The organism is Streptomyces sp. NPDC005722 (genome assembly GCF_040630935.1).
Lineage (GTDB): Bacteria > Actinomycetota > Actinomycetes > Streptomycetales > Streptomycetaceae > Actinacidiphila.
In genome coordinates this window covers 344,268-370,326 of the sequence record NZ_JBEXYN010000005.1, presented here as the reverse complement: position 1 = coordinate 370,326, position 26,059 = coordinate 344,268, and the positions used below count along the sequence as shown (strand labels likewise).

The 26,059-nt window shown below is 73.5% G+C and carries 26 protein-coding genes and 1 pseudogene; 16 read left to right on the top strand and 11 right to left on the bottom strand.

Features of this window, described 5'->3' with window-relative positions; all coding sequences use genetic code 11:
* From ABZ479_RS09460 to ABZ479_RS09430, 7 genes are all read left to right on the top strand, one after another.
* Positions 1-267 (top strand): extracellular solute-binding protein (locus ABZ479_RS09460; RefSeq protein WP_500460927.1); only part of this gene is annotated, 267 nt, incomplete at its 5' end.
* On the top strand, positions 264-1,118 hold the full coding sequence (gene modB, locus ABZ479_RS09455) for a molybdate ABC transporter permease subunit (RefSeq protein ID WP_500460925.1): 855 nt from the start codon (positions 264-266) through the stop codon (positions 1,116-1,118). The genes ABZ479_RS09460 and modB, both read left to right, overlap by 4 nt.
* The gene (locus tag ABZ479_RS09450; protein WP_500460923.1) at positions 1,115-2,200 is read left to right on the top strand and encodes an ABC transporter ATP-binding protein; all 1,086 of its coding nucleotides are present in this window, start codon (positions 1,115-1,117) and stop codon (positions 2,198-2,200) included. Before modB ends, ABZ479_RS09450 begins: the two co-directional genes overlap by 4 nt.
* Positions 2,201-2,346: 146 nt before the next feature.
* Positions 2,347-2,883, top strand: coding sequence for a universal stress protein (locus tag ABZ479_RS09445; RefSeq protein ID WP_500460921.1), 537 nt, complete (start codon positions 2,347-2,349; stop codon positions 2,881-2,883).
* A 41-nt stretch (positions 2,884-2,924) separates the two neighbouring features.
* On the top strand, positions 2,925-3,692 hold the full coding sequence (locus tag ABZ479_RS09440; protein ID WP_500460919.1) for a DUF4118 domain-containing protein: 768 nt from the start codon (positions 2,925-2,927) through the stop codon (positions 3,690-3,692).
* A gap of 223 nt (positions 3,693-3,915) precedes the next feature.
* The gene (locus tag ABZ479_RS09435; protein ID WP_500460917.1) at positions 3,916-6,033 is read left to right on the top strand and encodes a SpoIIE family protein phosphatase; all 2,118 of its coding nucleotides are present in this window, start codon (positions 3,916-3,918) and stop codon (positions 6,031-6,033) included.
* A gap of 40 nt (positions 6,034-6,073) precedes the next feature.
* Positions 6,074-7,354: a Tm-1-like ATP-binding domain-containing protein gene (locus tag ABZ479_RS09430; RefSeq protein ID WP_500460916.1), complete on the top strand. Its 1,281-nt coding sequence runs from the start codon at positions 6,074-6,076 to the stop codon at positions 7,352-7,354.
* A gap of 60 nt (positions 7,355-7,414) precedes the next feature.
* On the opposite strand, the gene ABZ479_RS09425 is transcribed toward ABZ479_RS09430, so the two are convergent.
* Positions 7,415-8,194: a CbtA family protein gene (locus ABZ479_RS09425; protein WP_500460915.1), complete on the bottom strand. Its 780-nt coding sequence runs from the start codon at positions 8,192-8,194 to the stop codon at positions 7,415-7,417.
* A gap of 16 nt (positions 8,195-8,210) precedes the next feature.
* Positions 8,211-8,432 carry a CbtB domain-containing protein gene (locus ABZ479_RS09420; RefSeq protein ID WP_499599421.1) on the bottom strand — a complete coding sequence of 74 codons (222 nt, stop codon included), beginning with the start codon at positions 8,430-8,432 and terminating at the stop codon, positions 8,211-8,213.
* 297 nt (positions 8,433-8,729) lie between these two features.
* Here ABZ479_RS09420 and ABZ479_RS09415 point away from each other — a divergent pair, with 297 nt between their 5' ends.
* The 4 genes and pseudogenes from ABZ479_RS09415 (at position 8,730) to ABZ479_RS09400 (ending at position 11,981) form a co-directional block, all read left to right on the top strand.
* Positions 8,730-9,299, top strand: coding sequence for a histidine phosphatase family protein (locus ABZ479_RS09415; protein ID WP_500460913.1), 570 nt, complete (start codon positions 8,730-8,732; stop codon positions 9,297-9,299).
* 156 nt (positions 9,300-9,455) lie between these two features.
* Positions 9,456-10,468: pseudogene (locus ABZ479_RS09410) on the top strand (energy-coupling factor ABC transporter permease).
* 2 nt (positions 10,469-10,470) lie between these two features.
* Positions 10,471-11,232, top strand: coding sequence for a cobalt ECF transporter T component CbiQ (gene cbiQ / locus ABZ479_RS09405; protein ID WP_500460911.1), 762 nt, complete (start codon positions 10,471-10,473; stop codon positions 11,230-11,232).
* Positions 11,229-11,981 carry an energy-coupling factor ABC transporter ATP-binding protein gene (locus tag ABZ479_RS09400; protein ID WP_500460910.1) on the top strand — a complete coding sequence of 251 codons (753 nt, stop codon included), beginning with the start codon at positions 11,229-11,231 and terminating at the stop codon, positions 11,979-11,981. The genes cbiQ and ABZ479_RS09400 overlap by 4 nt, the downstream gene beginning before the upstream one ends.
* An 82-nt stretch (positions 11,982-12,063) precedes the next feature.
* On the opposite strand, the gene ABZ479_RS09395 is transcribed toward ABZ479_RS09400, so the two are convergent.
* Positions 12,064-12,570 (bottom strand): MarR family winged helix-turn-helix transcriptional regulator, encoded by a 507-nt coding sequence (locus ABZ479_RS09395; protein ID WP_500460908.1) that lies wholly within the window; start codon positions 12,568-12,570, stop codon positions 12,064-12,066.
* A gap of 99 nt (positions 12,571-12,669) precedes the next feature.
* Here ABZ479_RS09395 and ABZ479_RS09390 point away from each other — a divergent pair, with 99 nt between their 5' ends.
* Positions 12,670-13,200 (top strand): YceI family protein, encoded by a 531-nt coding sequence (locus tag ABZ479_RS09390; RefSeq protein WP_500460907.1) that lies wholly within the window; start codon positions 12,670-12,672, stop codon positions 13,198-13,200.
* Positions 13,201-13,372: 172 nt separating this feature from the next.
* The gene (locus ABZ479_RS09385; RefSeq protein WP_500460906.1) at positions 13,373-14,890 is read left to right on the top strand and encodes a cellulose binding domain-containing protein; all 1,518 of its coding nucleotides are present in this window, start codon (positions 13,373-13,375) and stop codon (positions 14,888-14,890) included.
* A 75-nt stretch (positions 14,891-14,965) separates the two neighbouring features.
* Here ABZ479_RS09385 and ABZ479_RS09380 read toward each other — a convergent pair whose 3' ends face one another.
* A complete protein-coding gene (locus ABZ479_RS09380) occupies positions 14,966-16,612 on the bottom strand; it encodes a glycosyl hydrolase family 18 protein (RefSeq protein WP_500460904.1) in 1,647 nt (548 codons plus the stop codon).
* A gap of 241 nt (positions 16,613-16,853) precedes the next feature.
* Positions 16,854-19,394 carry a SpoIIE family protein phosphatase gene (locus ABZ479_RS09375; RefSeq protein WP_500460903.1) on the bottom strand — a complete coding sequence of 847 codons (2,541 nt, stop codon included), beginning with the start codon at positions 19,392-19,394 and terminating at the stop codon, positions 16,854-16,856.
* A gap of 555 nt (positions 19,395-19,949) precedes the next feature.
* Between ABZ479_RS09375 and ABZ479_RS09370 the strand changes: the two genes are divergently transcribed.
* On the top strand, positions 19,950-21,134 hold the full coding sequence (locus tag ABZ479_RS09370) for a magnesium and cobalt transport protein CorA (RefSeq protein WP_500460902.1): 1,185 nt from the start codon (positions 19,950-19,952) through the stop codon (positions 21,132-21,134).
* A gap of 55 nt (positions 21,135-21,189) precedes the next feature.
* Here ABZ479_RS09370 and ABZ479_RS09365 read toward each other — a convergent pair whose 3' ends face one another.
* Complete coding sequence (locus ABZ479_RS09365; protein WP_018559126.1) at positions 21,190-21,459, bottom strand: DUF1876 domain-containing protein; 270 nt, start codon at positions 21,457-21,459, stop codon at positions 21,190-21,192.
* A gap of 120 nt (positions 21,460-21,579) precedes the next feature.
* Here ABZ479_RS09365 and ABZ479_RS09360 point away from each other — a divergent pair, with 120 nt between their 5' ends.
* Positions 21,580-22,002: a CBS domain-containing protein gene (locus ABZ479_RS09360; RefSeq protein WP_499599403.1), complete on the top strand. Its 423-nt coding sequence runs from the start codon at positions 21,580-21,582 to the stop codon at positions 22,000-22,002.
* A 24-nt stretch (positions 22,003-22,026) separates the two neighbouring features.
* Here the strand turns inward: ABZ479_RS09360 and ABZ479_RS09355 are convergent, their stop codons facing one another.
* Both ABZ479_RS09355 and ABZ479_RS09350 read right to left on the bottom strand, forming a co-directional pair.
* A complete protein-coding gene (locus ABZ479_RS09355) occupies positions 22,027-22,374 on the bottom strand; it encodes an STAS domain-containing protein (RefSeq protein ID WP_499599402.1) in 348 nt (115 codons plus the stop codon).
* 139 nt (positions 22,375-22,513) lie between these two features.
* Entirely contained in the window at positions 22,514-23,383 is an 870-nt protein-coding gene (locus tag ABZ479_RS09350; RefSeq protein ID WP_499599401.1) for a Sco1979 family transcriptional regulator, read from the bottom strand.
* A gap of 193 nt (positions 23,384-23,576) precedes the next feature.
* Between ABZ479_RS09350 and ABZ479_RS09345 the strand changes: the two genes are divergently transcribed.
* The gene (locus tag ABZ479_RS09345; RefSeq protein ID WP_500460900.1) at positions 23,577-24,062 is read left to right on the top strand and encodes an ATP-binding protein; all 486 of its coding nucleotides are present in this window, start codon (positions 23,577-23,579) and stop codon (positions 24,060-24,062) included.
* Positions 24,063-24,084: 22 nt separating this feature from the next.
* Here ABZ479_RS09345 and ABZ479_RS09340 read toward each other — a convergent pair whose 3' ends face one another.
* The 3 genes from ABZ479_RS09340 to ABZ479_RS09330 form a co-directional block, all read right to left on the bottom strand.
* Positions 24,085-24,324, bottom strand: coding sequence for a DUF397 domain-containing protein (locus ABZ479_RS09340; protein ID WP_499599398.1), 240 nt, complete (start codon positions 24,322-24,324; stop codon positions 24,085-24,087).
* Between the two features lie 231 nt (positions 24,325-24,555).
* Positions 24,556-25,509 carry a pirin family protein gene (locus ABZ479_RS09335; protein WP_499599397.1) on the bottom strand — a complete coding sequence of 318 codons (954 nt, stop codon included), beginning with the start codon at positions 25,507-25,509 and terminating at the stop codon, positions 24,556-24,558.
* A gap of 104 nt (positions 25,510-25,613) precedes the next feature.
* On the bottom strand, positions 25,614-26,057 hold the full coding sequence (locus tag ABZ479_RS09330; RefSeq protein WP_089227507.1) for an SseB family protein: 444 nt from the start codon (positions 26,055-26,057) through the stop codon (positions 25,614-25,616).
* Between the last annotated feature and the right edge of the window lie 2 nt (positions 26,058-26,059).

The following is a 26,059-nucleotide window of genomic DNA, read 5'->3' as shown; positions in this document are numbered from 1 at the left end:
TCCTACGAACAGGACGTCAAGAGCGCCCTGACGAAGGTGGAACTGAAGGAGGTCGACGCCTCCGTGGTCTACAAGACCGACGTCAAGGCCGCCGCGGGCAAGGTCGAGGGCGTGGAGTTCCCCGAGTCCGCCGGCGCCGTCAACGACTACCCCATCGTCCTCCTCAAGGACGCCCCCAACGCCCCCACCGCCGAGGCCTTCATCGCCCTCGTCCAGTCCGACCAGGGCCGCAAGGTCCTCAGCGACGCCGGCTTCCTCAACCCGTGACCGACCACAGCGGCGGCGCGCCCGGACCCGCCCGGCCCGGGCCGCGCCGCACCGGCCGCCGGCAGGGTCACCGCTCCCCGGTGCCCCTGCCGCTGCTGCTGCCCGCCCTGCTCGGGCTCGCCTTCCTCGTGCTGCCGCTCGCCGGGCTGCTGGTCCGCACGCCCTGGAGCGAACTGCCCGCGCAGCTCACCAGCCCCGGGGTGTGGCAGGCGCTGCGGCTCTCCCTGATCTGCGCCACCCTCGCGACCGCGGTGACCCTCGTGCTGGGCGTGCCCCTGGCCTGGCTGCTGGCCCGTACCGAGTTCCCCGGGCGCCGGCTGGTGCGCGCCCTGGTGACACTGCCCCTGGTGCTGCCGCCCGTCGTCGGCGGTGTGGCCCTGCTGCTGGCACTGGGCCGCAACGGCATCGCCGGACGGTGGCTGGACCAGTGGTTCGGGCTGACGCTGCCCTTCACCACGACGGGCGTCGTCATCGCGGAGGCCTTCGTCGCGATGCCGTTCCTGGTCATCAGCGTCGAGGGCACCCTGCGGGCCGCCGACCCGCGCTACGAGGAGGCCGCCACCACCCTCGGCGCCTCCCGCTTCACCGCCTTCCGCCGGGTGACGCTGCCGCTGATCGCACCCGGCATCGCCGCCGGTGCCGTCCTGGCCTGGGCGCGGGCGCTCGGCGAGTTCGGCGCCACCATCACCTTCGCGGGCAACTTCCCCGGCCGTACGCAGACGATGCCGCTCGCCGTCTACCTCGCCCTGCAGAGCGACCCGGCCGCGGCCATCGCGCTCAGCCTGGTGCTGCTCGCCGTCTCCATCGCCGTCCTGGCCGGACTGCGCGACCGCTGGATGGCCACGCCATGACCTCCCCGGACAAAGCCCCCGCGTCCACCGGCGGCCCGGCCCCGCAGGGCCTGGACGCCCGGCTGGTCGTCGACCGCGGCGCCTTCCGCCTCGACGTGACGCTCACCGCCGCCCCCGGCGAGGTGCTCGCCCTGCTGGGGCCCAACGGCGCCGGCAAGACCACCGCGCTGCGGGCCCTGGCCGGGCTGACCCCGCTCACCGACGGCCACCTGCGGCTGGACGGCGCCGCCCTGGACGGCACGCCCCCCGAGACCCGCCCGGTCGGCGTCGTCTTCCAGGACTACCTGCTCTTCCCGCACCTGTCGGCGCTGGACAACGTGGCCTTCGGCCCGCGCTGCCACGGCGTCTCCAAGGCGCGGGCCCGCGCCGAGGCCGCCGGGTGGCTGGAGCGCATGGGCCTGGCCGAGCACGCCGCCGCCCGGCCCCGCCGGCTCTCCGGCGGCCAGGCGCAGCGCGTCGCCCTCGCCCGGGCACTCGCCACCCGGCCCCGGCTGCTGCTCCTGGACGAACCGCTGGCCGCCCTCGACGCCCGCACCCGCCTGGAGGTCCGCTCCCAGCTCCGCCGGCACCTCGCCGACTTCGAGGCGGTGGCCGTCCTGGTCACCCACGACCCCCTGGACGCCATGGTGCTGGCCGACCGGCTGGTGGTCATCGAGCACGGCGGCTCCGTGCAGGAGGGCACCCCCGGCGAGATCGCCCGCCGCCCGCGCACCGACTACATCGCGCACCTCGTCGGCCTCAACCTCTACCGGGGCCGCGCCGACGGCCACACCGTGACGATCGACGGCGGGCCGGACATCACCACCACCGAGGAACTGTCCGGCCCGGCCTTCGTGGCCTTCCCGCCCGGCGCCGTCACCCTGCACCGGGACCGCCCCACCGGCTCCAGCGCCAGGAACCTGTGGCGGGGCACGGTCGCGGGACTGGAGTCGCACGGCGACCAGATCCGCGTGGACGTCCGGGGCGAACTCCCGCTCGCCGCCGACCTCACCACGGTGGCGACCGCCGAACTCGGCCTGCACCCCGGCACCGAGGTGTGGGCGACGGTCAAGGCGGCCCAGACGCACGCCTATCCGGCCTGAGCCCCGTCGGGGTCGGGACGGGATCAGGGGCGGGTCGGAACGGGGCCAGGGCCGGGTCGGAACGGGGTCAGGGCGGCGTCAGGAGAGCGCCGCCCGGCGACAAGAGCGCGACAAGAAGGCCCCGCACCGCCCCGCCCGGGTCTTCCATGGACGGCATGGACGACGCCCGAAACCACCGCGTGGTCGTGGGGGTGAGCGGCTCCCTCGGCAGCCTCACGGCACTGCACCGGGCCGCCGCCGAGGCGCGCCGCACGGGTGCGGTGCTGGTCACCGTGCTCGCCTGGGAACCTCCGGGCGGGGAGTTCGCCTACCGGCGCTCCCCGTTCCCGCCGCTGCTGCACGAGTGGCAGGACCGGGCCCGCAGGCAGCTGGCCGACGCCATCGGGTCCGCCTTCGGCGGCCTCCCGGAGGGCCTCCCCCTGCGCGCGGTGATCGTCCGCGGGCCCGCGGGATGGGCGCTGACCCAGGTCGCGGACCGCCCGGACGACCTGCTGGTGGTCGGCGCCGGACGCCGCGGCCCGCTCCGCCGGCTCCTGAGGCCGTCCGTGGCGCGGCACTGCCTCGTCCACGCGGGCTGCCCGGTGCTCGCCGTACCCCGTTCCCCGCTCCACGACGTCCTCGACGACATGCACCGCCGCAACACCTGGCGGCTGCCCCTGCACACCGCCACGCCCCTGCGGTGAACCCCGGGGCCGCGGCGGGCCCCCTGACGGAGGCGATGACCATGACGCGTCCTTCCTTCCGCTCCCCCTTCCCCCACCTGGCACGGCTGGCCCTGCCGGCCGGGCTGCTCCTGCCGCCGCTGGTGTGCCTGGCCCTCGTGCCGTTCCGCACCCAGGTGTCGAACACGCACGTCGCCCTGGTGCTGGTGGTCGCGGTGGTGGCCGTCGCCGTCCTCGGCAGCCGCCGCGCCGGCGCGCTCGCCGCGCTGTCGGCCGCGGCCTGGTTCGACTTCTTCTTCGCCCCGCCCTACGAGCGGTTCACGATCAGCGGCCCGGGCGACGTGGTGACGGCGGTCCTGCTGCTCGCCGTCGGCCTGGCCGTCTCGCAGCTCGCCGCCCGCACCCGGCGGCTCGCGGTGATCGCGATCACCGACGCCGACCACCTCGCCCGCATCCACGAGACGGCCCGGCTGGCCCAGTCCGCGGTCACCCCGCACGTCGTGGTCGACCACGTCCGCGACCAGCTGGTCAGCCTGCTGCACCTGCGGGGCTGCCGGTTCGAGTACGGCACCCTCGTCGGGCACCCGCCGCGGCTGGAGCAGGACGGCACCGTGGTGCGGGGCCGCCGCCCCTGGGACGCCGACGCGTACGGCCTGCCGGACCAGGAGGTCGAACTCCGGGTCTTCCACAACGGGCGCTTCCACGGCCGCTTCATGATGCTCCCCACCCCCGGCACCGTCCCCTCCCGGCAGGCCCGCCTGGTCGCGGTCACCCTCGCCGACCAGGCCGGCAGCGCCATCGCCGCCATTCCGTCCGCCCCGGCCCACTGACCGCCCCGCCCCCCGCCCTCGGGCGGCCCCGACGGACCGGCAGGCGCCGCCCGGTACCTCGCGGTGATCTTCCCGTCGCGACCACCCGCCGGTTCCGGTCCGGCCCCGGGCAACCCGGTGGGCCCTCGCCCACGGGGCACCGGGTTCCGCGGGGAGGAGACGGGGCGAAGGGGGGCGTATCGTCCCCCTTATAGGTGGTGTCGGCCCGATGGTGGAGCCACGCATGGTGGTGACTGCCCCCGCCCGGGAGCTGCTGGACCAAGTGCTCGCCGAAGTGGTGCGCGCGACGGGCGCCCATATCGGTGCGGTCTTCCTGGTGTTGCCCGAGGGCCGGGCGCTCGGGATGGAGGTCATCACCGGGGCGCCGCGGGAGCTGTCGATGCCCTGGTCGCGGTTGCCCATGGAGCGGTCGACCCCGGTGGCCGACGCCGTACGGGAGGGCCGGACGATCCTGGTCCGCTCCCGGGAGGAACTGGCGGACCGCTATCCGCGCACGGCGCTGGTCATGCCGTACGACCTGTCGATGGTCGCCGCCCCGCTCACCGTCGGTGACGCCGCGCTCGGCACGCTCGTGCTGATCTGGTCCCGGTCGCGCACCGCCGAGGCGCCGCCCGCGGAGCGCGCGCTGCTGGAGCGGGCCCGCGAGCGCCTTGCCGACCAGCTCGTACGGGCCGGCGCCGACGGGGAGCCGATCCTGCCGGGGCCCGAGCCGCGGGTGCTGCGGACCGCGCGGGCCCTCCCGGTCGACCCGTACGAGGCCCTGGCGGCGGCGGACTGGGCCCGGCGGCTGCCCGAGGGGGCCTGCGCCCTCGACTTCGACGGACGGATCACCTACGCCAGCGCCCGCGCGGCGGAGCTCGTCGGCGTGCCCGTCGACCGGCTGGTGGGCACCTTCCCGTGGGAGAGCCTGCGCTGGCTGCGGGACCCCGCCCACGAGGACCGCTACCGTGCCGCCGTGCTCAGCGGGCGGCCGGTCTCGTTCACCGCCCTGCGGCCGCCCGACCACTGGCTGCTCGTGCAGTTGTTCCCGGACGCGACCGGGGTCAGCGTGCGGATCTCCCCCACCGACGCGGACACGGTGGACCCGGCCGCGCGCGCGGCGGCGTACGACGAGGCCGCGGTGCCGATCCGGATCGGCGCGATCTACCACCTCATGCACCTCGCGACGGCCCTCACCGAGGCCGTCGGGGTGGACGACGTCGTCCGGCTGGTCGCCGACCTCTTCCCGGCCGCGATCGGCGCGGACGCCTTCGTGCTGTGCGTCGCGGAGGGCGGCCGGCTCCACATCATCGGCGACCGCGGCTACCGGCCCGAGGTCATGGCGGCCCTGGACGGCACCGCGCTGACCGCGCGCCTCCCGGCCACCCGGGCGCTGACCACCGGCGTCCCCAGCTTCTACGGCTCGCGCGAGGACCTCGTCCGGGCCTACCAGGGCCTGGAGCTGCTGTCGGACATGGCGGCCTGGGCCTTCCTGCCGCTGATCGCGTCCGGCCGCCCCGTGGGCGCCTGCGTCATGGCGTTCGCCGAGGAGCGTTCCTTCCCGGCCGACGAACGGGCCGCCCTGACCTCGCTCAGCGGGCTGATCGCCCAGGCCCTGGACCGGGCGCGGATCTACGACGCCAAGCACCACCTCGCGCACAGCCTGCAGTCGGGGCTGCTGCCGCACACCCTGCCGACCGTGCCCGGCCTGGAGGTCGCCGCCCGCTACCTCCCGGCGACCAGCGGCATGGAGGTCGGCGGCGACTTCTACGACCTGATCAGGCTGGACGACACCTGCGTCGCCGCGGTCATCGGCGACGTCCAGGGCCACAACGTCAACGCCGCCGCCCTGATGGGCCAGGTGCGCACCGCGGTGCACGCGCACGCCACCGCCGGGGCCTCCCCCGACCAGGTGCTGTCCCGCACCAACCGGCTGCTGGACGAACTCGACACCGGGCTGTTCACCAGCTGCCTCTACGCCCACCTCCGGCTCACGGAGGGCATCCTGCGGCTGGCCTCCGCGGGCCACCCGCCGGCCCTGCTGCGCCTCCCCGACGGCCGCACCGACGTCCTCAGCCGGCCGACCGGGCTGCTGCTCGGCATCGACCCCCGGGCCGAGTACCCCACCACCACGCTGACGCTGCCCCGCGGCGCCGTCCTCGCGCTCTACACCGACGGGCTCATCGAGACCCCCGGCGGCGACCTGGACGAGGCCATCACCGCCCTGGCCGTGGCCCTGTCCGCCCGGGGCGGGCTCCCGCTGGACGAACTCGCCGAGGTCCTCGTGCACCACGGCGGCCGGGCCACCGACCGCACCGACGACACCGCGCTCCTGCTGCTGCGCCCCGTGCCCCCGTCATGAGGCCTTGTCACTTCCGGCCCCGGGCCCAACACTGGTGACCATGCCGGTCGTTGCGCTGCTGGGAACGCTGGACACCAAGGGCACGGAGTACGGCTGGCTGCGGGACCGGCTGCTGCGCGGCGCCGTCGAGGTCGTGCTGATCGACGCGGGCGTGGCCGGCGAACCCCTGGTCACCCCCGACATCCCCCGTACCGTCGTGGCCGCCGCCGCGGGCGCGGACGCCGAACGGCTGCGCAGGGCGGGCGACCGCGGCGCCGCGGTGACGGTCATGGCCGAGGGAGCGGCGCGGGTGGTGCGCCGGCTGCACGACGAGGGCAGGCTGCACGGCGTCCTGGCCATCGGCGGCAGCGGCGGCACCTCGATCGCCACCCGCGCGATGCGGGCGCTGCCGCTCGGCGTGCCGAAGCTGATGGTGTCCTCGATGGCCGCGGGCGACGTCTCCCCGTACGTGGGCTCGACCGACATCGCCATGATGTACAGCGTCGTCGACATCGCGGGCGTCAACCGGGTGTCGGCGCCGATCCTGGCCAACGCGGCGGACGCGATCGCCGGCATGGCCAGGGGCTTCGCCGCGGCGTCCGCACCGCCCGCCGGGGACCGGCCGCTGGTGGCGGCCAGCATGGCGGGCGTGACGACCCCCGGCGTCGACGCCGCCCGGGCACGGCTCACCGAACTCGGCTACGAGGTGCTGGTCTTCCACTCCGTGGGCTCCGGCGGCCGTTCCCTGGAGTCGCTCGCCGGGGAGGGCATGTTCAGCGGGGTGCTGGACCTGACGCTCAGCGAGCTCGCCGACGAGCTGGTGGGCGGTGCCTTCGGCGCGGGGCCCGACCGGCTGCGCACCGCGGGCCGCGCGGGGCTGCCGCAGGTGGTCGGCCCGGGGGCGCTGGACATGGTCAAGTTCGGCCCGCTCGCCTCGCTGCCGGACCGCTTCCGGTCCCGCCACGTCCACGTCCACAACCCCTCGGTGACCGTGATCCGCACCTCCGCCGCCGAGTGCGCCGAACTCGGCCGTCAGGTCGCGGCGAAGCTGCGCGCGGCCACCGGCCCGGTCACGCTCATGCTGCCGCTGCGCGGGCTGTCCACCCTCGGGGCGCCGGGCGGGCCGTACCACGACCGCGCCGTGGACGGGGTGCTCTTCCGCACCCTCCGTGAGGAGCTGCGCGGCAGCCGGGTGGAGGTCGCCGAGTACGACACGCACCTCAACGACCCGGCCTTCGGCCGTGCCGCGGCGGAGCGGCTGCACGCGCTCGTCTCCGCGCACACGGAGACACACCTGGACGCGCCCAAGGACGCACACACGAACGCCCGCACGACGCGCTGAGCGTCGTACGGGCGGTCCGGTCGGCACCGCGGGCCCGGCGAGGCGCCGGGCCGTGTCGTCCTAGACGGACGCCGTCGTGCCCGCGCCCACGGTGCCGCGCCCCGCGGGGGCGGCGGCCGGGGCCGGTTCCAGCACGCGTCCGGCCAGGTGGCCGAAGAGCAGCCCGAACGAGGTCCACAGCGTGAGCTGGATCGCCAGCGCCGCCAGACGGAACTGCCACAGCAGCGCCGCCGGGAAGTGCTCCGGCACCTCGTTGATCGCGGGCAGGAACGCGTACGCGAGTCCCACGGTCACGACGAAGAAGACACCGGCGGCCACGGTCGCGTACCAGTTGCCCAGGCGCGGCGCGAGGCGCCGGCCGAGGATCACGGTGGCGATCGCGAGCAGCACGCTGAGCAGCATCATCAGGAAGTACAGCGTGGTGCGTTTCCCGATGGTGTCCGGGTCGCCGACGGCCGGCGGGTTGGCGGGGTACTTCAGGAAGGGCACGACGTAGACCGTGACCAGTGCCGCCGCCGAGAGCAGCACGGCCGTGGGCCGGGCGCCGAAGCGCCCGATCCGCCCGAGGGCGAAGCAGTAGGCGAGGGCGGCGATGCCGCCCACCGCCACGCCGTACACGAGGATGCCGGTGGCCAGACCGGCGGTGGACTGCAGGGCACGGCTGACCGGTTCGGCGCCGCCGTGCTCGTGCGCGTGCGACTCCTCGAACGCGATGGCCGCGTCGACCCGGGACTCGCCCAGCAGGTAGGCGACGACCAGCGCGAGCACGCCGGCGGCGAGGCCGGCCAGCATGCCCCGCACGAGCAGTCGTCTGACGGTGACGGAGTTGACGGGGTTCATGGCTGCGGCGCCCCTGTCAGTGGCAGGGGAAGCCGAGCAGGTGGCGCCCGTCGTGCAGCCACTCGTGGACGTTCTCGCCGGACATGAGGGACGTGGCCCCCTGCTCGGCGCCCACGAAGTAGAGCAGGACCAGCATCAGGACGCCGAAGAAGACCGCCCAGGGCAGGATCGCCCTGATCGGCAGCGTCACGGGGGCGGCGGAAGGGGCTACGGCCGGCGGGGCGGCGGACTGCGCCATGGCATGACCTCCTGGTGGGAACTCGCGTCCCGGTCGGTGGAGCTCTGTCGGACGACTGCGGGTCTGACTCGCCTGGCGCGGGGCTGGGCTTACAGTGGCGCGACCGTGCCGGATTTGCACCGGACTTCCGCCGTGTCGTCGTGAATGTCGTCGTGACGGTACCGCGATCCGGAGATCCGGCCAAGAGCGCGCGGGGGCGCCCCGGCACGCGCGGGAGCCGTCCGCGGGTGGCCCACGGGCCCTGGCCGAGGCCGCAGTTGGCGATTCCGCGGGGTCGCCGGAGGACGAGGAGGGTGCATGACGACCCGGGTGACGTTGATCTCACCGGTAGTGAACGCGGCGCTGCGCGAGGCCCGTTTCGACGACGACGTGCCCCCGGACGAGCACGCGCTCGGCGCCGCCCGCGCGTTGGCCGGTTCGCCGCCGGTGTCCTGCGCGGGACCGGTGCCCGTCTCGCCCACGGTGCGCTGCCGCGCGACCGCGGAGGCGCTCGGCCTCGACACCGAGGAGACCGCGCCCGCGGGATGGGCGCTGGGCCGCTGGCGGGGACGCACCCTGGCCGAGGTGAGCGCCGAGGAGCCGGAGGCGGTCGCCGCCTGGCTGTCCGACCCGGACGCGGCGCCGCACGACGCCGAGTCGCTGCGCGAGCTGTGCGCCCGCGTCGGCGGCTGGCTCGACGGGCTGGCCGCGACGCCGGGCCGCGTGCTGGCCGTCGTCGAACCGGAGATCGTCCGGGCCTGCGCGGTACGGGCCCTGGGCGCCCCCGAGGCGTCCTTCTGGCGGATCGACGTGCCGCCGCTGACGGCGACGGAATTCAGCGGGCGGTCGGGGCGCTGGAACCTGCGGGCGGGACGCCCGCTGCTCTGAGCGATGGCCGAAAGCGCAGATGAAGCGGGGATGAAGCACGAACGGACATATGCACGGGATGCGCTCCGGCACTGCACAGGCTCTTGCAAACGTGTCGCAATAGGACTCTATTATTGAGCGTTCGACTTCCTATACGACCCTGGAGCGGAGCTCCCCATGCACGTACCCGACGGATTCATCGACGCCCCGGTGTCGGTGGCGACCGGTGCCGTCGCGGCCGCAGCCGTGGCGGTGAGCCTGCGCGGCGCGCGACGCGAACTGGACGAGCGCACCGCGCCGCTGGCCGGGCTGGTCTCGGCGTTCATCTTCGCCGTCCAGATGCTCAACTTCCCGGTGGCCGCGGGCACCAGCGGTCACCTTCTCGGCGGCGCGCTCGCGGCGATACTCGTCGGCCCCTACACAGGGGTGTTGTGCGTGTCCGTCGTCCTGCTCATCCAGGGCGTGCTCTTCGCCGACGGCGGGCTCACCGCGCTCGGGGTGAACATCACCGACATGGCGATCGTCACCGTGGTCGTCGCCTACGCCCTGTTCCGCGCCTTGGTCAAGGTGCTGCCGAACGGACGTGGCGGGGTGACGGGCGCGGCCTTCGTCGCCGCCCTGATCTCCGTCCCTGCCGCAGCGGTCGCCTTCACCGGGATCTACGCGCTGGGCGGGACGACCGACGTCTCGCTCGGCAAGGTCTTCACCGCCATGGTCGGCGTGCACGTCCTGATCGGCATCGGTGAGGCGGTGATCACCGCCGCGACGGTGGGCGCCGTCGTCGCCGTCCGCCCCGACCTCGTCCACGGCGCCCGTGACCTGCGCCGCCCGCTGGAGCTCAAGGAGGCGACCGTCTGATGGCGGCCGTGACCACTACCCCGAAGCGCGGCGGCATACGGCCGCTGTGGATCGCCGGCCTGATCGCCGCCGTGCTGCTCGCCGGATTCGTCAGCTACTACGCCTCGGCGAGCCCCGACGGCCTGGAGAAGGTCGCCGCGGACCACGGCATCGACAAGAAGGTCGAGGACCACGCGGCCAAGGACTCGCCGCTGGCGGACTACCAGACCAAGGACGTCGGCAACGCCCGGCTCTCCGGCGGCCTCGCCGGTGTGATCGGCGTGGGCGCCACCCTCGTGCTCGGCACCGGGGTCTTCTGGGTCGTCCGCCGCCGGCCGGGCTCGGACGCGTAGCCATGGGCGCGGGGCACGCCCACCGGCTCTACCGGCACGGGCACTCACCGGTGCACGCGCTGCCCCCGCAGTGCAAGATCGCCGCCGTCTTCTGCTTCGTCCTGGTCGTCGTGTCCACACCGCGTTCGGCGGTGTGGGCCTTCGGCCTCTACGCGGTGCTCCTGGCCACGGTCGCCGCCGTGGCGCGCGTACCGGCCGGGTTCCTGCTGCGTCGGCTGCTGGTCGAGGTGCCCTTCGTCGCCTTCGCCTTCCTCATGCCGTTCGTCGCCGAGGGCCCGCGCACCGAGGTGCTGGGCCTGTCGCTGAGCGTGCAGGGCCTGTGGGGCGCCTGGAACATCCTCGTCAAGGGCACCCTCGGCGTCGCCGCCTCCGTCCTGCTGGCCTCCACCACCGAGCTGCGCGAACTCCTCCTGGGCCTGCAGCGGTTGCGCCTGCCGCCGCTGCTGGTGCAGATCGCCTCGTTCATGATCCGGTACGGGGACGTCATCACCGACGAGATGCGCCGGATGCGCGTCGCCCGCGCCTCGCGCGGCTTCGAGGCGCGCGGCCCGCGCCACTGGGGCGTGCTCGCCAAGTCCGCGGGCGCCCTGTTCATCCGCTCCTACGAGCGCGGCGAACGCGTCCACCTGGCGATGGTCAGCCGCGGCTACGCCGGCAGCATGCCGGTGATCGACGAGGCCACGGCCTCGCGCGCCCAGTGGTCGTACGCGGCCGTGCTCCCGGCCGCCGCACTGGCGGTCTGCCTGATGGGATGGTTCCTGTGACCGCTTCACTCGAGGTCAAGGGCCTCGCCTACGCCTACCCCGACGGCCACCAGGCCCTGTTCGGCGTCGACCTGACCATCGCCCGCGGCGAGCGGGTCGCCCTCCTCGGCCCCAACGGCGCGGGCAAGACCACCCTCGTGCTGCACCTCAACGGCATCCTCGAGGCCGGTGCCGGCTCCGTGACCGTCGCCGGGCTCCCGGTCGGCGACCGCAAGCACGTGGCGGAGGTCAGGCGCCGGGTCGGCATCGTCTTCCAGGACCCGGACGACCAGCTCTTCATGCCCACCGTCCGGGAGGACGTCGCCTTCGGCCCGGCCGCGGCCGGTCTGCGCGGCGCCGAGCTGGAGGCCTGCGTCCGCAAGGCGCTGCAACGGGTCGGCATGGCGGAGTTCGCCGACCGGCCGCCGCACCACCTGTCCTTCGGCCAGCGGCGCCGGGTGGCGGTGGCGACCGTCCTCGCCATGGAGCCGGAGATCCTCGTCCTGGACGAGCCCTCCTCCAACCTCGACCCGGCCTCCCGCCGCGAACTGGCCGACGTCCTGCGCTCGCTGGACGTCACGGTCCTGATGGTCACCCACGACCTGCCGTACGCCCTGGAGCTGTGCCCGCGCTCGGTCGTCCTCAGCGGCGGCACCGTCGTCGCCGACGGCCGCACCCAGGAACTCCTCTCCGACGACGCCCTGATGCGCGCCCACCGCCTGGAACTCCCCTACGGCTTCGACCCCCGCTCGGTCACCGTCCAGGCCTGAGACCCGGCCGCACGAACCGGCCCCACGAACCGGCCGCAACAGCAACCCGGCGACCCCGCCGCAGGGGACCCCGCGCCGCTCCTCAGCCCTCGCAGGGCGGCCCGGACGGCGGATCGGGGTCGACGGCGGTGACCGCGTCCGTGAGGGCCTCGAACCGTTCCGGGCCGCCGAGGGGCCCGACCACGCGCTCGCGCAGCGCGTCGGCCAACGTGAGCGCCGCCGTCATGGCCACCCGGAGCCCCTGTTCGGTCAGCACCGCCAGCGTGACGCGCCGGTCCTCCCGGCAGGGGCGGCGTTCGATGAGCCCCGCCTCCGTGAGGCGGTCGGCCACCTTCGTGGTGCCCGCCGTGGTGAAGCCCAGCGTGCCCGCGAGCCGGTGCATGGGCGCGGAGCGCTCCGGGGTGGTCATCAGGAACCACAGCGCCTGGAACGAGGACGGGGCCAGCCCGGACCGTGCCTCGACGTCCGCCAGCAACTGGTCGGTCACCCGCCGGAAGCCGGACTGGAGCGCGTCCCACCGCGCGAGCAGGTGCAGGTCGGCGGTGCCCGGGCACCGGCCGTCCGTCTCCGCGTGGATCTCCGCCGTCACATTGCCCAGGGTACCAACGCCGGTTATTGTCTAACTGGCTACTTAATATCTGGCTAGCTATCGCGGTTGGCCGGCCGAGCTACGAAGGGTGCGGCACCCATGACCGACTCGACGACCACCCCCACCGGCCTGCGCGCGGGCACCTGGACCCTCGACCCCGCGGCCTCGGCCGTACGGCTCCGCCACCGCACGATGTGGGGCGCGGCCACCGTGAAGGGGGCGTTCGGCGAGGTCGGCGGCGAGGGCGAACTCGCCGCCGACGGCAGCGCGCGGGGCACCCTCACCGTGGGCGCAGCCTCGCTGGACACCGGCAACAGGCAGCGCGACACACACCTGCGCTCCGCCGAATTCCTCGACGCCGACGCCCACCCGGCGATCGTCTTCACCGCCCACCGGGTCACCGCCGGCACCGACGGCACCCTCTCCGCCGACGGCGAGCTGACCGTCCGCGGCACCACCCGCCCGGTCGCCCTCACCGGCCGCGTCGAGTCCCCCTCCGCGGACGCCGTCGTGCTCACCGTGGACGTACTCGTCGACCGGGCCGACTTCGGGCTCACCTGGAACCGGATGGGCATGATCAAGGGCGCCGCGGCCCTCTCGGTCGTCGCCCGCTTCGTCCACCGCGACTGACCGGGACCGCTCACCGGGGGCGCAGAACCGCACAGCCTCGCTCAGGCCCCAACCACCCCGTCGGCAGACGAAGTCGCGCCTTGCTACTTGTGTGGGAACCGTGAAAGGCTCCCCGCACCACCAGGCGCAGGCGCAACCGCCTCCCGACGCCGAAGGGTTGGTCCCCCGCCCGATGACTTCCGCAGCCCCGGTCCCCGAGGCCGTACCGCTGTCCGAGTTCTGGGCGGAAGCGCTGTGCTTCGCCCAGTTGTGCACACTCTCCCCCGAGGACGGCGGGCTGCTCGCCGCCGACGCGTTCGAACGCGGCCTGGACCTGACGTCCGACGCCATGGACCCCTCGCCCGGACCGGGACTGCCGCCACTGCCGCTGCTCCTGACCGCAGTACGGGACACCGCCGCGGACTGGCAGGCCCGGGGCGAGGGGGACAGCCTGCACCCGGAGTTCCGGATCTGGCTCAACGCGGAACGCGCCGCACGCCGCGGCAGGGCGGCGCGCCCCGAGCCGCTGGCCCTGCGCGGGCTGCGGGACATGGCGGAGGCGGACGCGGCACTGCTGTGGTTCGCCGAGGTCGAGTGCCGCCCCGCGGCCGTCACCGCCCGCGCGCTGGGCATCGACGTCGCCGCCGCGGAGCGCGAGACCGACCGGGCCCGGCAGGACTTCCGGGACCGCTGCCTCCGTGCCCACCAGGAGGAACCGCCCTCCGACGAGTGCCAGGGCTACGCCCGGCTGCTGGACGCGGCCACCCGGATGCCCGTCGACGCGGCGCCCGAGGACCTGCGCAGGCACCTGCGCGGCTGCGCGGACTGCGCGCGGGCCGCCGTCTGCCTGACCCCGTTCGGCGGCGGCCCGGCAGAGGCGCTGGCCGAGGGGGTGCTGGGCTGGGCGGGTCCCGCCTACCTGGAGGCCCGGCGCCGGGCGGCCGGGCGGGGCGCCGTGCCGACCCCGCCGTCGCGACGGGCGGCCCGTACCGCTCGTGCCTCCCGTACCGCCCGTACCGCCCGTGCCGTGCGGGCCGGGCGGGCCGGGCGCCGGATACCCGGGGGCAGGGCCGCCGTGGCCGGCGCGGTCGCGGCGCTGGCCGCCGTGGTCTGCCTGACGGCCCTGGTCACCGCCGACGACTCCGCCCCCCGCTCCGCCGAGGCCGCGCCGACGGCCCAGGGCGGCAACGACGGCGCCGCCCCCGACGGTCCCGGTTTCCCGCCGCTGCCGTCCCCGGGCGCGTCCGGCGCCTCCGAGGCGGCCGAGCCCGGCGGGAGCGCGCGGTTCCCCGAGGAGATCGAGCCCTCCGCCGCCGAGCACACCATCCCCGCCGCCGACCGCGCGCCGTCCTCCGGCGCGCCGCCCGCCCAGGAGGCCCCGGCGAAGCCGCCGGCGCCGTCCTGCACGGTCGCCTACGAGGTGACCGACCGCTGGTACGACGGCTTCCAGGCCGAGGTCACCCTGACGACCCGCAAGGACCTCCACGGCTGGACGGTCGGCTGGCGGTACTCCGACGGCCGGCGCGTGACCCAGATGTGGGACGCCGACTTCTCCCAGCGCGGCGGTACGGTCACCGCCCGGGCCGAGGACTACAACCGAGACGTCCGGGCGGGCGGTTCGGTCACCTTCGGGCTCGTCGGCACCCGGTCCGGCACGTCCTCCCCGCCCACGGGCTTCACCCTCGACGGCGCGTCCTGCGCCACCGGCTGACGGCCCCGTACGCGACCGGGCCGGAGGGGCGGCCCGAACCCGCCCCTCCGGCCCGTACGGCCCGGCTCGCGACGCCTAGCTCAGACCGTTGTTGATCGCGGTGATCAGCTCACCGTTGCCCGTGTCGCCGCTGAACTCCCAGAAGAACGCGCCGCCGAGGCCCTGGTTCTTCACGTAGGCCATCTTGCCCGCGATGGTCGACGGGGTGTCGTAGCTCCACCAGTTGTTGCCGCAGTGCGCGTACGCGGTGCCCGCGACGGTACCGGTGGCGGGGCAGGTGCTCTTGAGGACCTTGTAGTCCTCGTTGCCCGCCTCGTAGGTGCCCGGGGCGGCGCCGGTCGCCGAGCCTCCCGGGGCGGCCTGTGTGACGCCGGTCCAGCCGCGGCCGTAGAAGCCGATGCCCAGGTTGAGCTTGTTCGACGGGATGCCCTTGCCCTTCAGCTTCTGGATCGCCGCGTCGGAGTAGAACCCGGCGATCGGGATGCCGCTGTAGGAGGTGAGCGGGGAGTGCGGGGCGGTCGGGCCGTCCGCGTCGAAGGCGCCGAAGTAGTCGTACGTCATCACGTTGTAGTAGTTGACGTACTGCGCGGCGCCCGCGTAGTCGGCGGCGTCGATCTTGCCGCCGTTGGTGCCGTCGGCGGTGATGGCCGCGGTGACCAGGTTGTTGGAGCCGAACCTGGTGCGCAGCGCGGACATCAGGGTCTTGAAGGACGAGGCCCCGCTGGTGTCGCAGGACAGGCCGCAGGCGTTCGGGTACTCCCAGTCGATGTCGATGCCGTCGAAGACGTCGGCCCAGCGCGGGTCCTCGACCAGGTTGTAGCAGGAGTTGGCGAAGGCGGTCGGGTTGGCGGCCGCCTGGCCGAAGCCGCCGGACCAGGTCCAGCCGCCGAACGACCACAGGATCTTGATGTTCGGGTACTGCTTCTTCAGCTTGCGCAGCTGGTTGAAGCTGCCGCGCAGCGCCCCGGTGTCCCAGGTGTCGGCGACGCCGTCGACGCTCTGGTCGGCGGTGTAGGCCTTGTCGTAGTCGGCGTAGGAGTCGCCGATGGCGCACTGGCCGTTGGTGACGTTGCCGAAGGCGTAGTTGATGTGGGTCAGCTTGCTCGCCGAGCCCGAGGTCACCAGGTTCTTGACGTGGTAGTTGCGGCCGTAGACGCCCCACTCGGCGAAGTAGCCGAGGCGGATCTTGCTCCCCGCGGGGCCGGTGGGGGTCGGCGTCGGGGTCGGCGTGGGCGTCGGGGTGGGGGTCGGCGTCGGGGTCGGGGTGGGCGTCGGGTCGCCGCCACCACCGCCGGTGCAGGAGCCGCCGCTCAGCTTGCAGCCGCTCGGACTGCCGCTACCGGCGCCGTTGAAGCCGAAGCTGATGCTGGCGCCCGGGGCCAGCGTGCCGTTCCAGCTCTTGTTCCTGGCGGTCCAGTGGGTGCCGGAGCCGGTCACGTCGGCGTCCCACGCCGAGGTCACCGAGGTGCCGGCGGGGAAGTCCCACTCGACGGTCCAGCTGCTGATCGGCGACGAACCGCCGTTGGTGATCGTCCACTTGCCCTCGAACCCCGTGCCCCAGTCCTGGGTCTTGGTGTACGTGGCGGTGGTACCCGCGGCGTGGGCCGGCGTGGCCAGGCCGACGAGTGCGGCGAGCGGGAGCAGCAGCGCGGTGAGTCCCGCGGCGGCTGTGGTCCTGATGCGTCTGGTGCGTGGAGTGCGTGGGGTGTCTCCAGTGCTCAAGGGTGCTCCTCGAGTGGGGGGCCGACGGGGAAACCAGTGCCGCCTGGTGGACGGTTGACGCCATGTCATGCCCACCACAGTTCCCTGGCAGGGTAGAAAGGTCTGGACCAGATGGCAATAGGTCTGGACCATCCCCGTCCCCCGGCCCGCAGCACGACGCCCCGGCAAAGGCGCCGGGGCGTGCGGGTGAACGGGCCCACCGGTGACGGGCGTACGGGAGAACGCGCGGCGGAACCCGGCGTCAGGCCGGCCCGCCCACCGTCACCGTGTCGATGCCGATGTCGATGCCCACGTCGGGACCGTGGCCGTCGAGGAACTGCTCGGCCCAGATGATCTTCCCCTCGTCCGTGTAGCGGGTGCCCCACCGCTGCGCGAACTGTGAGATCAGGAACAGCCCGCGACCGCCCTCGTCGCTGGTGCGCGGGTGCCGCAGGTGCGGCGAGGTGCTGCTGGCGTCGGAGACCTCGCAGATCAGCGCGCGCTCCAGGATCAGCCGGAGGCGGATCGGACCGGAACCGTGCCGGATCGCGTTGGTGACCAGCTCGCTGACGACCAGTTCGGTGGTGAAGGCGAGGTCGCCCAGGCCCCAGTCCTCCAGCTGCCGGGTGGACAGGGCTCGCGCCCGGCCCACGACCGCGGGGTCGGCGGGCAGGTCCCAGGAGGCCACCCGGCCGAGGTCCAGGCAGCGCGTCCTGGCCAGCAGCAGCGCCACGTCGTCGTGCGGGCGGGCGGGGGCCAGTTCGTCGACGACACCGCGGCACAGCGCGTCCAGCGGCACGTCCTCCGCCTCCAGGGCGGCCCGCAGCCGGCTCCGCCCGCTGTCCGGCACGTCCCCCGCGCCCTCCACGGGCGCGACCAGGCCGTCGGTGTACAGCGCGAGGACGCTGCCCTCCTCCATCTGCAACTCGGTCGCCTCGAAGGGCAGTCCGCCCAGGCCCAGCGCCGGGCCGATGGGCAGCTCGGGGAAGCGGACGGCCTCCCCGCCCTCGGCCCCGCACCGCTCGCCCGCGGGCCGGAGCACGGCGGGCGGCAGATGGCCGGCACTGGCCATGACGCAGTGCCTGCTGACCGGGTCGTACGTCACGTACAGGCAGCTCGACCCGAGCGCGCTGCCGCCGACCCCGACGGTCGCGGACTCCCCGGCCCCCCGGGACACCTGGACGACCAGGTCGTCCAGGTGGGCCAGCAGCTCCTCCGGCGGCAGGTCGAGGTCGGCCAGGGTCCGCACCGCCGTACGCAACTGGCCCATCGTCGCGGCCGCCTCGATGCCGTGGCCCACCACCTCCCCCACCACCAGCGCGACCCGCGCCCCGGACAGCGGGATGACGTCGAACCAGTCGCCGCCCACGCCCGACAGCTCGTCCGCCGGCCGGTAGTAGGTGGCGACCTCCACCGCGTCCTGCGGGGGGAAGGTGTGCGGCAGCAGGCTGCGCTGCAGCACGAGGGCCGCGTCCCGTTCCCGGGTGTAGCGGCGCGCGTTGTCCAGGCAGACCGCGGCCCTGGCGACGACCTCCTCCGCCAGCCGCAGGTCCTCCCCGTCGAAGGGGTCGGCACGGCGCACCCGGAAGAAGAGGGTCACGCCGAGGGTCACCCCGCGGGCCCGGATCGGCACCACCATCGCCGTGTGCAGGCCGAGTTCGCCGAAGTGGAGCACCCGGTCGCCGGCCGGTCCTGCGGCCCACTCCCGCTCCAGCGGGTCCAGCCGCGAGCTGAGCCAGGACGTGCCGTCGGTCAGGCAGCGGATCGGCGGGGTGTCCTCCTGGTACGCGGAGACCGCCCCGATGCCGAACGCCGGCTGGGGCTCGCCCTGCCGCGCCGACCGCATCCCGCCGCGGCGCAGCGGCACGGTGACCGCGTCGCCCAGCGGGCCGGGCTGCGGCTCCGCGCCCTTGATGACCGACTCCAGCAACTCGACCGCCACGTAGTCGGCGAGGTCCGGCACGACCACGTCCGCCAGGTCCTGCGCGGTGTGCATCACGTCCAGGGTGCGGCCGATGTGCTCGCTGGCCCGGTCCAGCAGCGACAGCCGCTTCCTGGCCCGCCAGCGGTCGCTGATGTCCACCACGGAGTAGCAGACGCCCACGGGGACGCCGCGCTCGTCCTCCAGCCGCACGAAGGACATCGCGTGCGCCTGCTCGCGGCGCGGGTCGGTTCGGAACCGTCCGACGTGCTCGTAGTCGATCACCGGCACGCCCGTCTCCAGGACCTGGCGCATCTGCGCCTCCAGGACCGTGGCGTTCAGGCCCGGCTGGATCTCCGCGAGCCGGCGGCCCAGCCGCTCCTGGGAGGGGCCGGCGCCGAAGCGCTCCAGTGCCGCGTTCGACCAGACGCAGCGCAGTTCGGTGTCGACCACGGCCAGCCCGATCGGCGTCTGGCCCACGATCCGCTCCAGCATCGTCGGGGTCATCCCGGACGCCGACGACCGGGCGGTGCTGCGGGACTCCGCCGCCAGGACCATCCAGCGTGCGGACGAACCGCCGACGCCCTCCGGGAGCCCGGCCACCCGTACGCCCAGCGTGACCCTCAGGCCGTCGTCGCGACGCAGCCGCAGCGCGCCCGTCCAGCCGCCCTCGGTACGGCAGCGCTCGGCGATCTCCGGCGGCCGTGCGGCGTCCTCCGGGGCGAGCAGGCCCACCGCGGGGGTGCCGATGACGTCCGCCGCCCGGCGGCCGAGCAGCCGCTCGGCGGCGGGGGGCCAGGTCAGCAGCTTCCCTTCGGCGTCGAGCAGCAACGTGACGGCGTCCGCCACGCCCGCGTCCACGCGTTCCTCGGGAGTCCCCATGGCCAGCCACTCCGTATCCGCCCGCAACGTTACGCTCCGCTCACCGTTCTTGTTCTTCCCGCCCGAGGGGTGCCGCTCACGGCGTCACGGGAAGCGGGGAGGGCGGGTCGGAGAACGGGCCGGCTGCCTGCCGGAGCCCGTGGCCGGGGCGGGAGGGGAAGGCGGAGGGGAGCGGCCCGCGGAGCACGCCCGGCGGGAACGGGTCCTCGGGGCGGACGGCGGGCCCCGCAAGGGCGGGCGGCGCGAGGAGAAACCGGCCGAAGAGCACCGGGACGTCCATCAAGACCTCCGGAGTACGCCCCCCGTGTCCCCCGTGTCCCCCGCGAATCAGGTTACTCGTCGGTCCCGGTCACCGCCCCCCGCGTGCGTACCGCTGTATCGCGAACGGGACGAAGACCACGAGCAGCGCCGGCGGACACGGCCCCGGCCGTCGGCACGGACGCCCCGGGCCGGGCGACGGCACCCGGAACCGGGTGCCGGTGCGGGTGAGGTGCGGCCCTTCCCGGCGGGCTCGGGCTACCCTGCTCGGAAGGCCCGAAGGAGGGGGTGCTGCCGGTGTCCGGGCGTCGACTGCGAGCCCTGCGCGCACTGAGGAACTCGGCGAAGGAGAGGACCAGGACGGCGAGGACGGCCCGCCCCGCACGGCCGTCCGCACCCCCGGCCGGGGAGGGCGACGCCTCCCTGGAGCCGCGGATCGCGGAGACCGCGGTCGCCGGCGTGAGCAGCGTGATGGACGCGGCCCTGTACCGCGACGGCCGGCGCATCGCCACCCCCTCCTCGCTCGCCGAGGCGTACACCCAGTTGCGCGCGGAGCCGGGCGCGATGGCGTGGATCGGGCTGTACCGGCCGAGCGAGGCCGAGCTGGTGTCGCTCGCGAAGGAGTTCGACCTGCACCCGCTGGCCCTGGAGGACGCGATCCAGGCCCACCAGCGCCCCAAGCTGGAGCGCTACGGCGAGACCCTCTTCGTCGTCCTGCGCGCCGCCCGCTACCTGGACGCCCCGGAGGAGGTCGACTTCGCCGAGCTGCACATCTTCGTCGGCCCCGGCTTCGTGCTGACCGTCCGCCACGGCGCGGCACCCGACCTGTCCGCCGTGCGGCGCCGCATGGAGAGCAACCCCGAACTGCTGACGCTGGGGCCGGAGGCGGTGCTCTACGCGATACTCGACACGGTCGTCGACGGCTACGCGCCGGTCGTCGCGGGGGTCGAGAAGGACATGGAGGAGAGCGAGATCCAGGTCTTCGGCGGCGACCCGCAGGTCTCCCGCCGGATCTACGAGCTCTCCCAGGAGGTGCTGGAGTTCCAGCGCGCGACCCGCCCGCTCGTCCCCATGCTGGACGGGCTGCAGGCGGGCTTCGTGAAGTACGGCACCGACGAGGAACTGCAGCGCTACCTGCGCGACGTGGCCGACCACGTCACGCACACCATCGAGCGGGTGGACGGCTTCCGGCAGGCGCTCGGCGACCTGCTCACCCTCAACGCGACCCTCGTCGCGCAGCAGCAGAACGCCGAGATGCGGGCGCTCGCGGAGGCCGGCTTCGAGCAGAACGAGGAGATCAAGAAGATCTCCGCCTGGGCCGCCATCCTCTTCGCGCCCACCCTCGTCGGCACGATCTACGGCATGAACTTCGACCACATCCCCGAGCTGCACTGGCTGCTCGGCTACCCCTTCGCGATCCTGCTGATGGGCGTGGTCTGCGTCAGCCTCTACCTGGTCTTCAAGCGGCGCGGCTGGCTGTGAGGGCGCCGGGCCGGGCCCGGCCCGCTCGTGTCCCGGGGGCTCAGATCCCGGGGGCTCAGATCCTGGGGTGCGCGGGCACGCGGGTGACCTCCTCGATCTCGTGCGCCGCCTTGCCGAGGAGCTGACGGGCGAGGTCGTTGAGCGCCCTGGCCGCCGCGAGTTCCTCGCCGACCCGTTCCTGCTCGGGATCGGAGGGATGCCGGTTGGCGTGGCCGTGCGACCGGACCTCAGTGCCGTCCGGGAGACGGAGCAGCGCGGCGGCCTTCGTCCGCGCGCCGTCCTCCCGGAAGTCCATCTCTATGTGCCATCCGACGAGGGTCTGCATGACGGAACACCTCCAGCGGTCCCGGTGTCTCCTTCCAGCGTGCTCCCTATCGCGGAAGTACTCCACCAGGGTGACGATGGAGCCAAAGGAAATCGGTCCACGCCACAAGGAGGCGCCGTCATGACCACCGCACTGGACATCATGCACCCCGGCGCCATGTGCGTAGGGGAGCGGGAGAGCCTCACCGACGCGGCCCGGATCATGCGCGAGCAGGACATCGGCTCGCTGCCGATCTGCGGGGACGACGACGTGCTGGTCGGCATCGTCACCGACCGGGACATCGTGCTGAAGTGCGTCGCCGAGGGACGCGACCCGGCCGAGGTCACCTGCGGCGAGCTGGCCATGGGCCGGCCGCAGATCATCGAGGGGGACGAGCAGATCGACCGGGTGCTGGAGCTGATGGAGGAGTACCGGGTGCGCCGGCTGCCGGTGATCGACCATCCCGCGCACCGCCTCATCGGCATGATCAGCGAGGCCGACGTGGCCCGCCACCTGCCGCAGGAACGGGTCGCCGAGTTCGTGTCGGCCGTCTGCTCGGACTGACCCGCGGCCGTGTGGACGGGGCGGTCACGGCCGCCCGATCCGGGCGAGCGCCTCGTCCACGCTCGGCACCGGCCGGAAGGCCTTCAGCAGCCCGGTGGCGCGCAGGACCCTGAGGGTCGGGGGCCGGGCGCAGACGAACTGCACCCGCCCGCCGTTGCCGTGGACCCGGCTCCGTACGCGGCACAGCGCGGCGAGTCCGGAACAGTCGATGAAGTCGACCGGCCCCAGGTCGACGACGAGGTCCGTGCGGGGGGCGCGGGTCAGCGCGTCGAGCAGCGGAGTGATCTCGATCGCCGCCACGATGTCGATCTCCCCGCTGAGTTCGACCACGACGCACCCGTCGGTCGTGCGGGTCCGCAGGTACGGGCTCACCGGAGCATGAGATCACCGGGCCGATGACCCGACCAATGCGTCAAGGTCCACTTCACTCGATCGAGTGAGATCTTTGAAAAGCTGCAAAACCCCTGTTCAGAGGGGCCGACGCGGCACCCGGCGGTGCCGCCGGGCACGCTCAGATGTCGCGGAGGACGGCGTTCAGCCGGTCCCTGGTGGCCTCCGGGGAGAGGCAGTCGGCGCGGAGCTTCGCCATGACGACGCGGTACTGGTCGACCTCCTCGCGCTTGTCGATGTACATCGCCCCGGTGAGCTGCTCCACGTAGACGACGTCCGGCACGTCGGACTCCGGGAAGGTCAGCTGGGTGAAGGTACCGCTGGCCCCGGCGGAGTACCCGGTGAACTCCAGCGGCAGCAACTGCACCGTCACGTGGGGGTGCTCCGAGACCTCGGCCAGGTGCGCGACCTGGGCCCGCATCACCTCACGCCCGCCGAACCTGCGCAGCACGACGGCCTCGTCCATCACCGCCACGATCTCCGGGGCGAGTTCCGAGCCGAGCAGCTTCTGGCGCTTGTGCCGCAGGTCCAGCCGGCGTTCCACCTCGTCGGCGGGGGCGTCCGGGTGGCCCAGCTCGATGACGGCGCGGGTGTAGTCGTCGGCCTGCAGCAGTCCGTGCACGAACTGCGTCTCGAAGGACCGGATGACCGAGGCGGACTCCTCCAGGCCCACGTAGGTCTGGAACCACTGCGGCAGGACGTCGCCGAAGCCGTGCCACCAGCCGGCGACGTTGGCCTCCCGCACCAGCCCGAGCAGCCCCGTGCGCTCGGCGTCGTCGGTGATGCCGTAGAGGGTGAGCAGATCGGCCACGTCGCGCTCCTTGAAGCTCACGCGCCCGAGCTCCATGCGGCTGATCTTCGACTCGGACGCGCGGATGGAGTAGCCGGCGGCCTCACGGGTGATGCCCTGCGCCTCGCGCAGCCTGCGCAGCTGCGAGCCCAGGAGGATGCGGCGCACCATGGATCCGCTTCCTGACTGCACTGTGGTCATTTGCGCCTACCTTCTCCCCGTGGCATCCAGCAGTCTGCCATCTTCGCGCTGCGTTCAGTACTCGATCGGTCACGCTCGATCGTCACTTCCGCACCACCCGCCCCGTGTCATGCAAATGCACGTGCATCCGCCCCTTGCATCGGCCACCGGCCGTACGGGACGATGACGTACGTGCCGATACCGGGTGGTGCGCATGTGGACTGAGAGCTCGGCCGGGGTGCAGCCCTTATGGGACGGGCTGGTTCCGGAGCGCCTTTCGTCGTCGAGCGCCACCTCCTGCCCGCTGCCGCCCCGGTACGAAGCGGTCGGTGACGCACGAAGATTCGCGCGGACGACGCTGCACGCCTGGCGGCTCGAGGAGCTCCAGGACGGCATCGAACTGGTCGCCTCCGAACTGGTGACCAACGCCCTGCGCTACGCACTGCCCGAGGACGCGGCCCACGGGTGCGTCAGGCTCAGCCTGGTCAGATGGTCAACGCGCGTAGTCTGCGCGGTCCGTGACCCGAGCAACCACGGACCCGTCGCCAAGGCCCCCGACTTCGTCGCCGAGTCCGGACGCGGACTGCACCTGGTGGAGTCCTTCAGCGAGACCTGGGGCTGGCATCCCCTGACCGGCACGGGAAAGGTCGTCTGGGCCCTCTTCCGCATGCCCGGACAGGACGACGGCCCGTCCCGTTGAACCGTGCCGGGGACGACCGGGGTCAGTTCGCCACGAAGTGATCGAACTCCCCGTTCTTCATCCCCACGATGAGGGATTCGATCTCGTCCTTCGTGTATATCAGCGCCGGTCCGTCCGGAAAACGCGAATTGCGCACCGCCACGTCGCCGTCCGGAAGCGCGGCCAGTTCCACGCACTGACCGTTCGCATTGCTGTGCCGGCTCTTCTGCCACACCACTCCGCGGAGATCGGACGCGGCCATGCCGTTGTACGTGTGGCGCATGCTTCTCTCCAGGTAAGTGCCGTGCAGGACACGGGAGATGATAGCCAGAGACGTAGTCACGTGCATCTGCACGTGCAAGTGCACGTGCAGTCACTCAGGGTGAATGCAGCGGCCAATGAAGGGCCAACGAACCGCCCGACGGAATTGCTCCCACCGTATGCGACGGCCCCGTCCGGGAATCGGATTCCCGGCCGGGGCCGTTTAATGCGGAGCCGCCCGCGGCGGCCGCCGTCACTCCTGACCGGCGGGAACGGTGCCGAGCCGGCCGGCCTTGAAGTCGTCGAAGGCCTGGGCGAGTTCGGCGTGGGTGTTCATCACGAACGGGCCGTACTGCATCATCGGCTCACGGATCGGCAGCCCGCCCAGAAGGACGACCTCGAAGTTCGGGCTGCGCGTTTCCTGCGACTCGTCGGCGCGGATCGTGAGGGAATCGCCGCGCCCGAAGACCACGGCCTGCCCCATGCGGAAGGGCCGGCCCTCCGGGCCCGCGGTGCCGCGGCCGGCCAGGCCGTACGCGAGGGCGTTGAAGTCCGCGCGCCAGGGGAGCGTGAGCTCCGCGCCGGGGTTCACCGAGACGTGCAGCATGGTGATCGGGGTGTGCGTGGCGCCCGGGCCCTCGTGGCCGTCGATGTCGCCGGCGATGATCCGGATGAGCGCGCCGCCGTCCTCGGACGCCAGCAGCTTGACGCTGCCGCCGCGGATGTCCTGGTACTTCGGCGCGATCATCTTGTCCTTGGCGGGCAGGTTGACCCACAGCTGCAGACCGTGGAACAGGCCGCCGCTCATGACCAGCGCCTCGGGCGGGGTCTCGATGTGGAGCAGCCCGCTGCCGGCCGTCATCCACTGCGTGTCGCCGTCGGTGATGGTGCCGCCGCCGCCGTGGGAGTCCTGGTGGATGAACGCGCCGTCCATGATGTAGGTGACGGTCTCGAAGCCGCGGTGCGGGTGCCAGGGCGTGCCCTTGGGCTCTCCGGGCGCGTACTCCACCTCACCCATCTGGTCCATCATGATGAACGGGTCGAGGTTCTTGTAGTCGATGCCCGCGAAGGCGCGGCGGACGGGGAAGCCCTCCCCCTCGAAGCCGCTGGGGGCTGTGGTCACCTGCAGTGCACGCCGCCGTACCGCGTCGGCGGGGGCGTGGACGCGCGGCAGGGTCAACGGGTTCTCGACGGTCACTGCGGGCATGGCCTGGATCCTCCTCGTATTGTTCAACGTTCAACATAGTTGAACGCTGAACTTCCCGCAACCGTTCCCCGGCCTTTGTCCGGTTTCCGTGGGGTGCGGCGGGATCAGCCGTACATCCGCCGCATGGTGAACTCCACCATCTGCTCGACCGCCTTGGCGTCGAACACCATCCGGTGCTCGCCCTCCATGTCCAGCACGAAGCCGTAGCCGGTCGGCAGCAGGTCCAGCACCTCGGCGCCCGTGATCACGAAGTACTTGGACTCCTTGCCGGCGTAGCGGCGCAGCTGCTTCAGCGAGGAGAACATGGGGATCACCGGCTGCTGCGTGTCGTGCAGCGCCAGGAAACCGGGGTTGTCACCGCGCGGGCAGTAGACCTTGGACGTGGCGAAGACCGCCTGGAAGTCCTCCGCCGACATCGAGCCCGTCGTGAAGGCGCGGACCGCGTCCGCCAGCGAGGGCGGTGACGGCTCGGGGTAGCTCGCACCCATCGCGGCCCCGCCCATCGGCGGCGCCGCCCCTGCCATCCCGTTCTGGTCGTAGCCGTACACGG

Excerpts from the sequence above, each read along its gene's own strand:
- ABZ479_RS09340 (WP_499599398.1), bottom strand. The coding sequence starts at position 24,324 with ATGCGCCACACGTACAACGGCATGGCCGCGTCCGATCTCCGCGGAGTG.
- ABZ479_RS09425 (WP_500460915.1), bottom strand. The coding sequence starts at position 8,194 with ATGAACCCCGTCAACTCCGTCACCGTCAGACGACTGCTCGTGCGGGGC.
- ABZ479_RS09335 (WP_499599397.1), bottom strand. The coding sequence starts at position 25,509 with ATGCCCGCAGTGACCGTCGAGAACCCGTTGACCCTGCCGCGCGTCCAC.
- cbiQ (WP_500460911.1), top strand. The coding sequence starts at position 10,471 with ATGGGCGCGGGGCACGCCCACCGGCTCTACCGGCACGGGCACTCACCG.
- ABZ479_RS09435 (WP_500460917.1), top strand. The coding sequence starts at position 3,916 with ATGGTGGTGACTGCCCCCGCCCGGGAGCTGCTGGACCAAGTGCTCGCC.
- ABZ479_RS09360 (WP_499599403.1), top strand. The coding sequence starts at position 21,580 with ATGACCACCGCACTGGACATCATGCACCCCGGCGCCATGTGCGTAGGG.
- ABZ479_RS09440 (WP_500460919.1), top strand. The coding sequence starts at position 2,925 with ATGACGCGTCCTTCCTTCCGCTCCCCCTTCCCCCACCTGGCACGGCTG.
- ABZ479_RS09345 (WP_500460900.1), top strand. The coding sequence starts at position 23,577 with ATGTGGACTGAGAGCTCGGCCGGGGTGCAGCCCTTATGGGACGGGCTG.
- ABZ479_RS09350 (WP_499599401.1), bottom strand. The coding sequence starts at position 23,383 with ATGACCACAGTGCAGTCAGGAAGCGGATCCATGGTGCGCCGCATCCTC.
- ABZ479_RS09415 (WP_500460913.1), top strand. The coding sequence starts at position 8,730 with ATGACGACCCGGGTGACGTTGATCTCACCGGTAGTGAACGCGGCGCTG.
- ABZ479_RS09420 (WP_499599421.1), bottom strand. The coding sequence starts at position 8,432 with ATGGCGCAGTCCGCCGCCCCGCCGGCCGTAGCCCCTTCCGCCGCCCCC.
- ABZ479_RS09390 (WP_500460907.1), top strand. The coding sequence starts at position 12,670 with ATGACCGACTCGACGACCACCCCCACCGGCCTGCGCGCGGGCACCTGG.
- ABZ479_RS09365 (WP_018559126.1), bottom strand. The coding sequence starts at position 21,459 with ATGCAGACCCTCGTCGGATGGCACATAGAGATGGACTTCCGGGAGGAC.
- ABZ479_RS09450 (WP_500460923.1), top strand. The coding sequence starts at position 1,115 with ATGACCTCCCCGGACAAAGCCCCCGCGTCCACCGGCGGCCCGGCCCCG.
- ABZ479_RS09430 (WP_500460916.1), top strand. The coding sequence starts at position 6,074 with ATGCCGGTCGTTGCGCTGCTGGGAACGCTGGACACCAAGGGCACGGAG.
- ABZ479_RS09445 (WP_500460921.1), top strand. The coding sequence starts at position 2,347 with ATGGACGGCATGGACGACGCCCGAAACCACCGCGTGGTCGTGGGGGTG.
- ABZ479_RS09385 (WP_500460906.1), top strand. The coding sequence starts at position 13,373 with ATGACTTCCGCAGCCCCGGTCCCCGAGGCCGTACCGCTGTCCGAGTTC.
- ABZ479_RS09375 (WP_500460903.1), bottom strand. The coding sequence starts at position 19,394 with ATGGGGACTCCCGAGGAACGCGTGGACGCGGGCGTGGCGGACGCCGTC.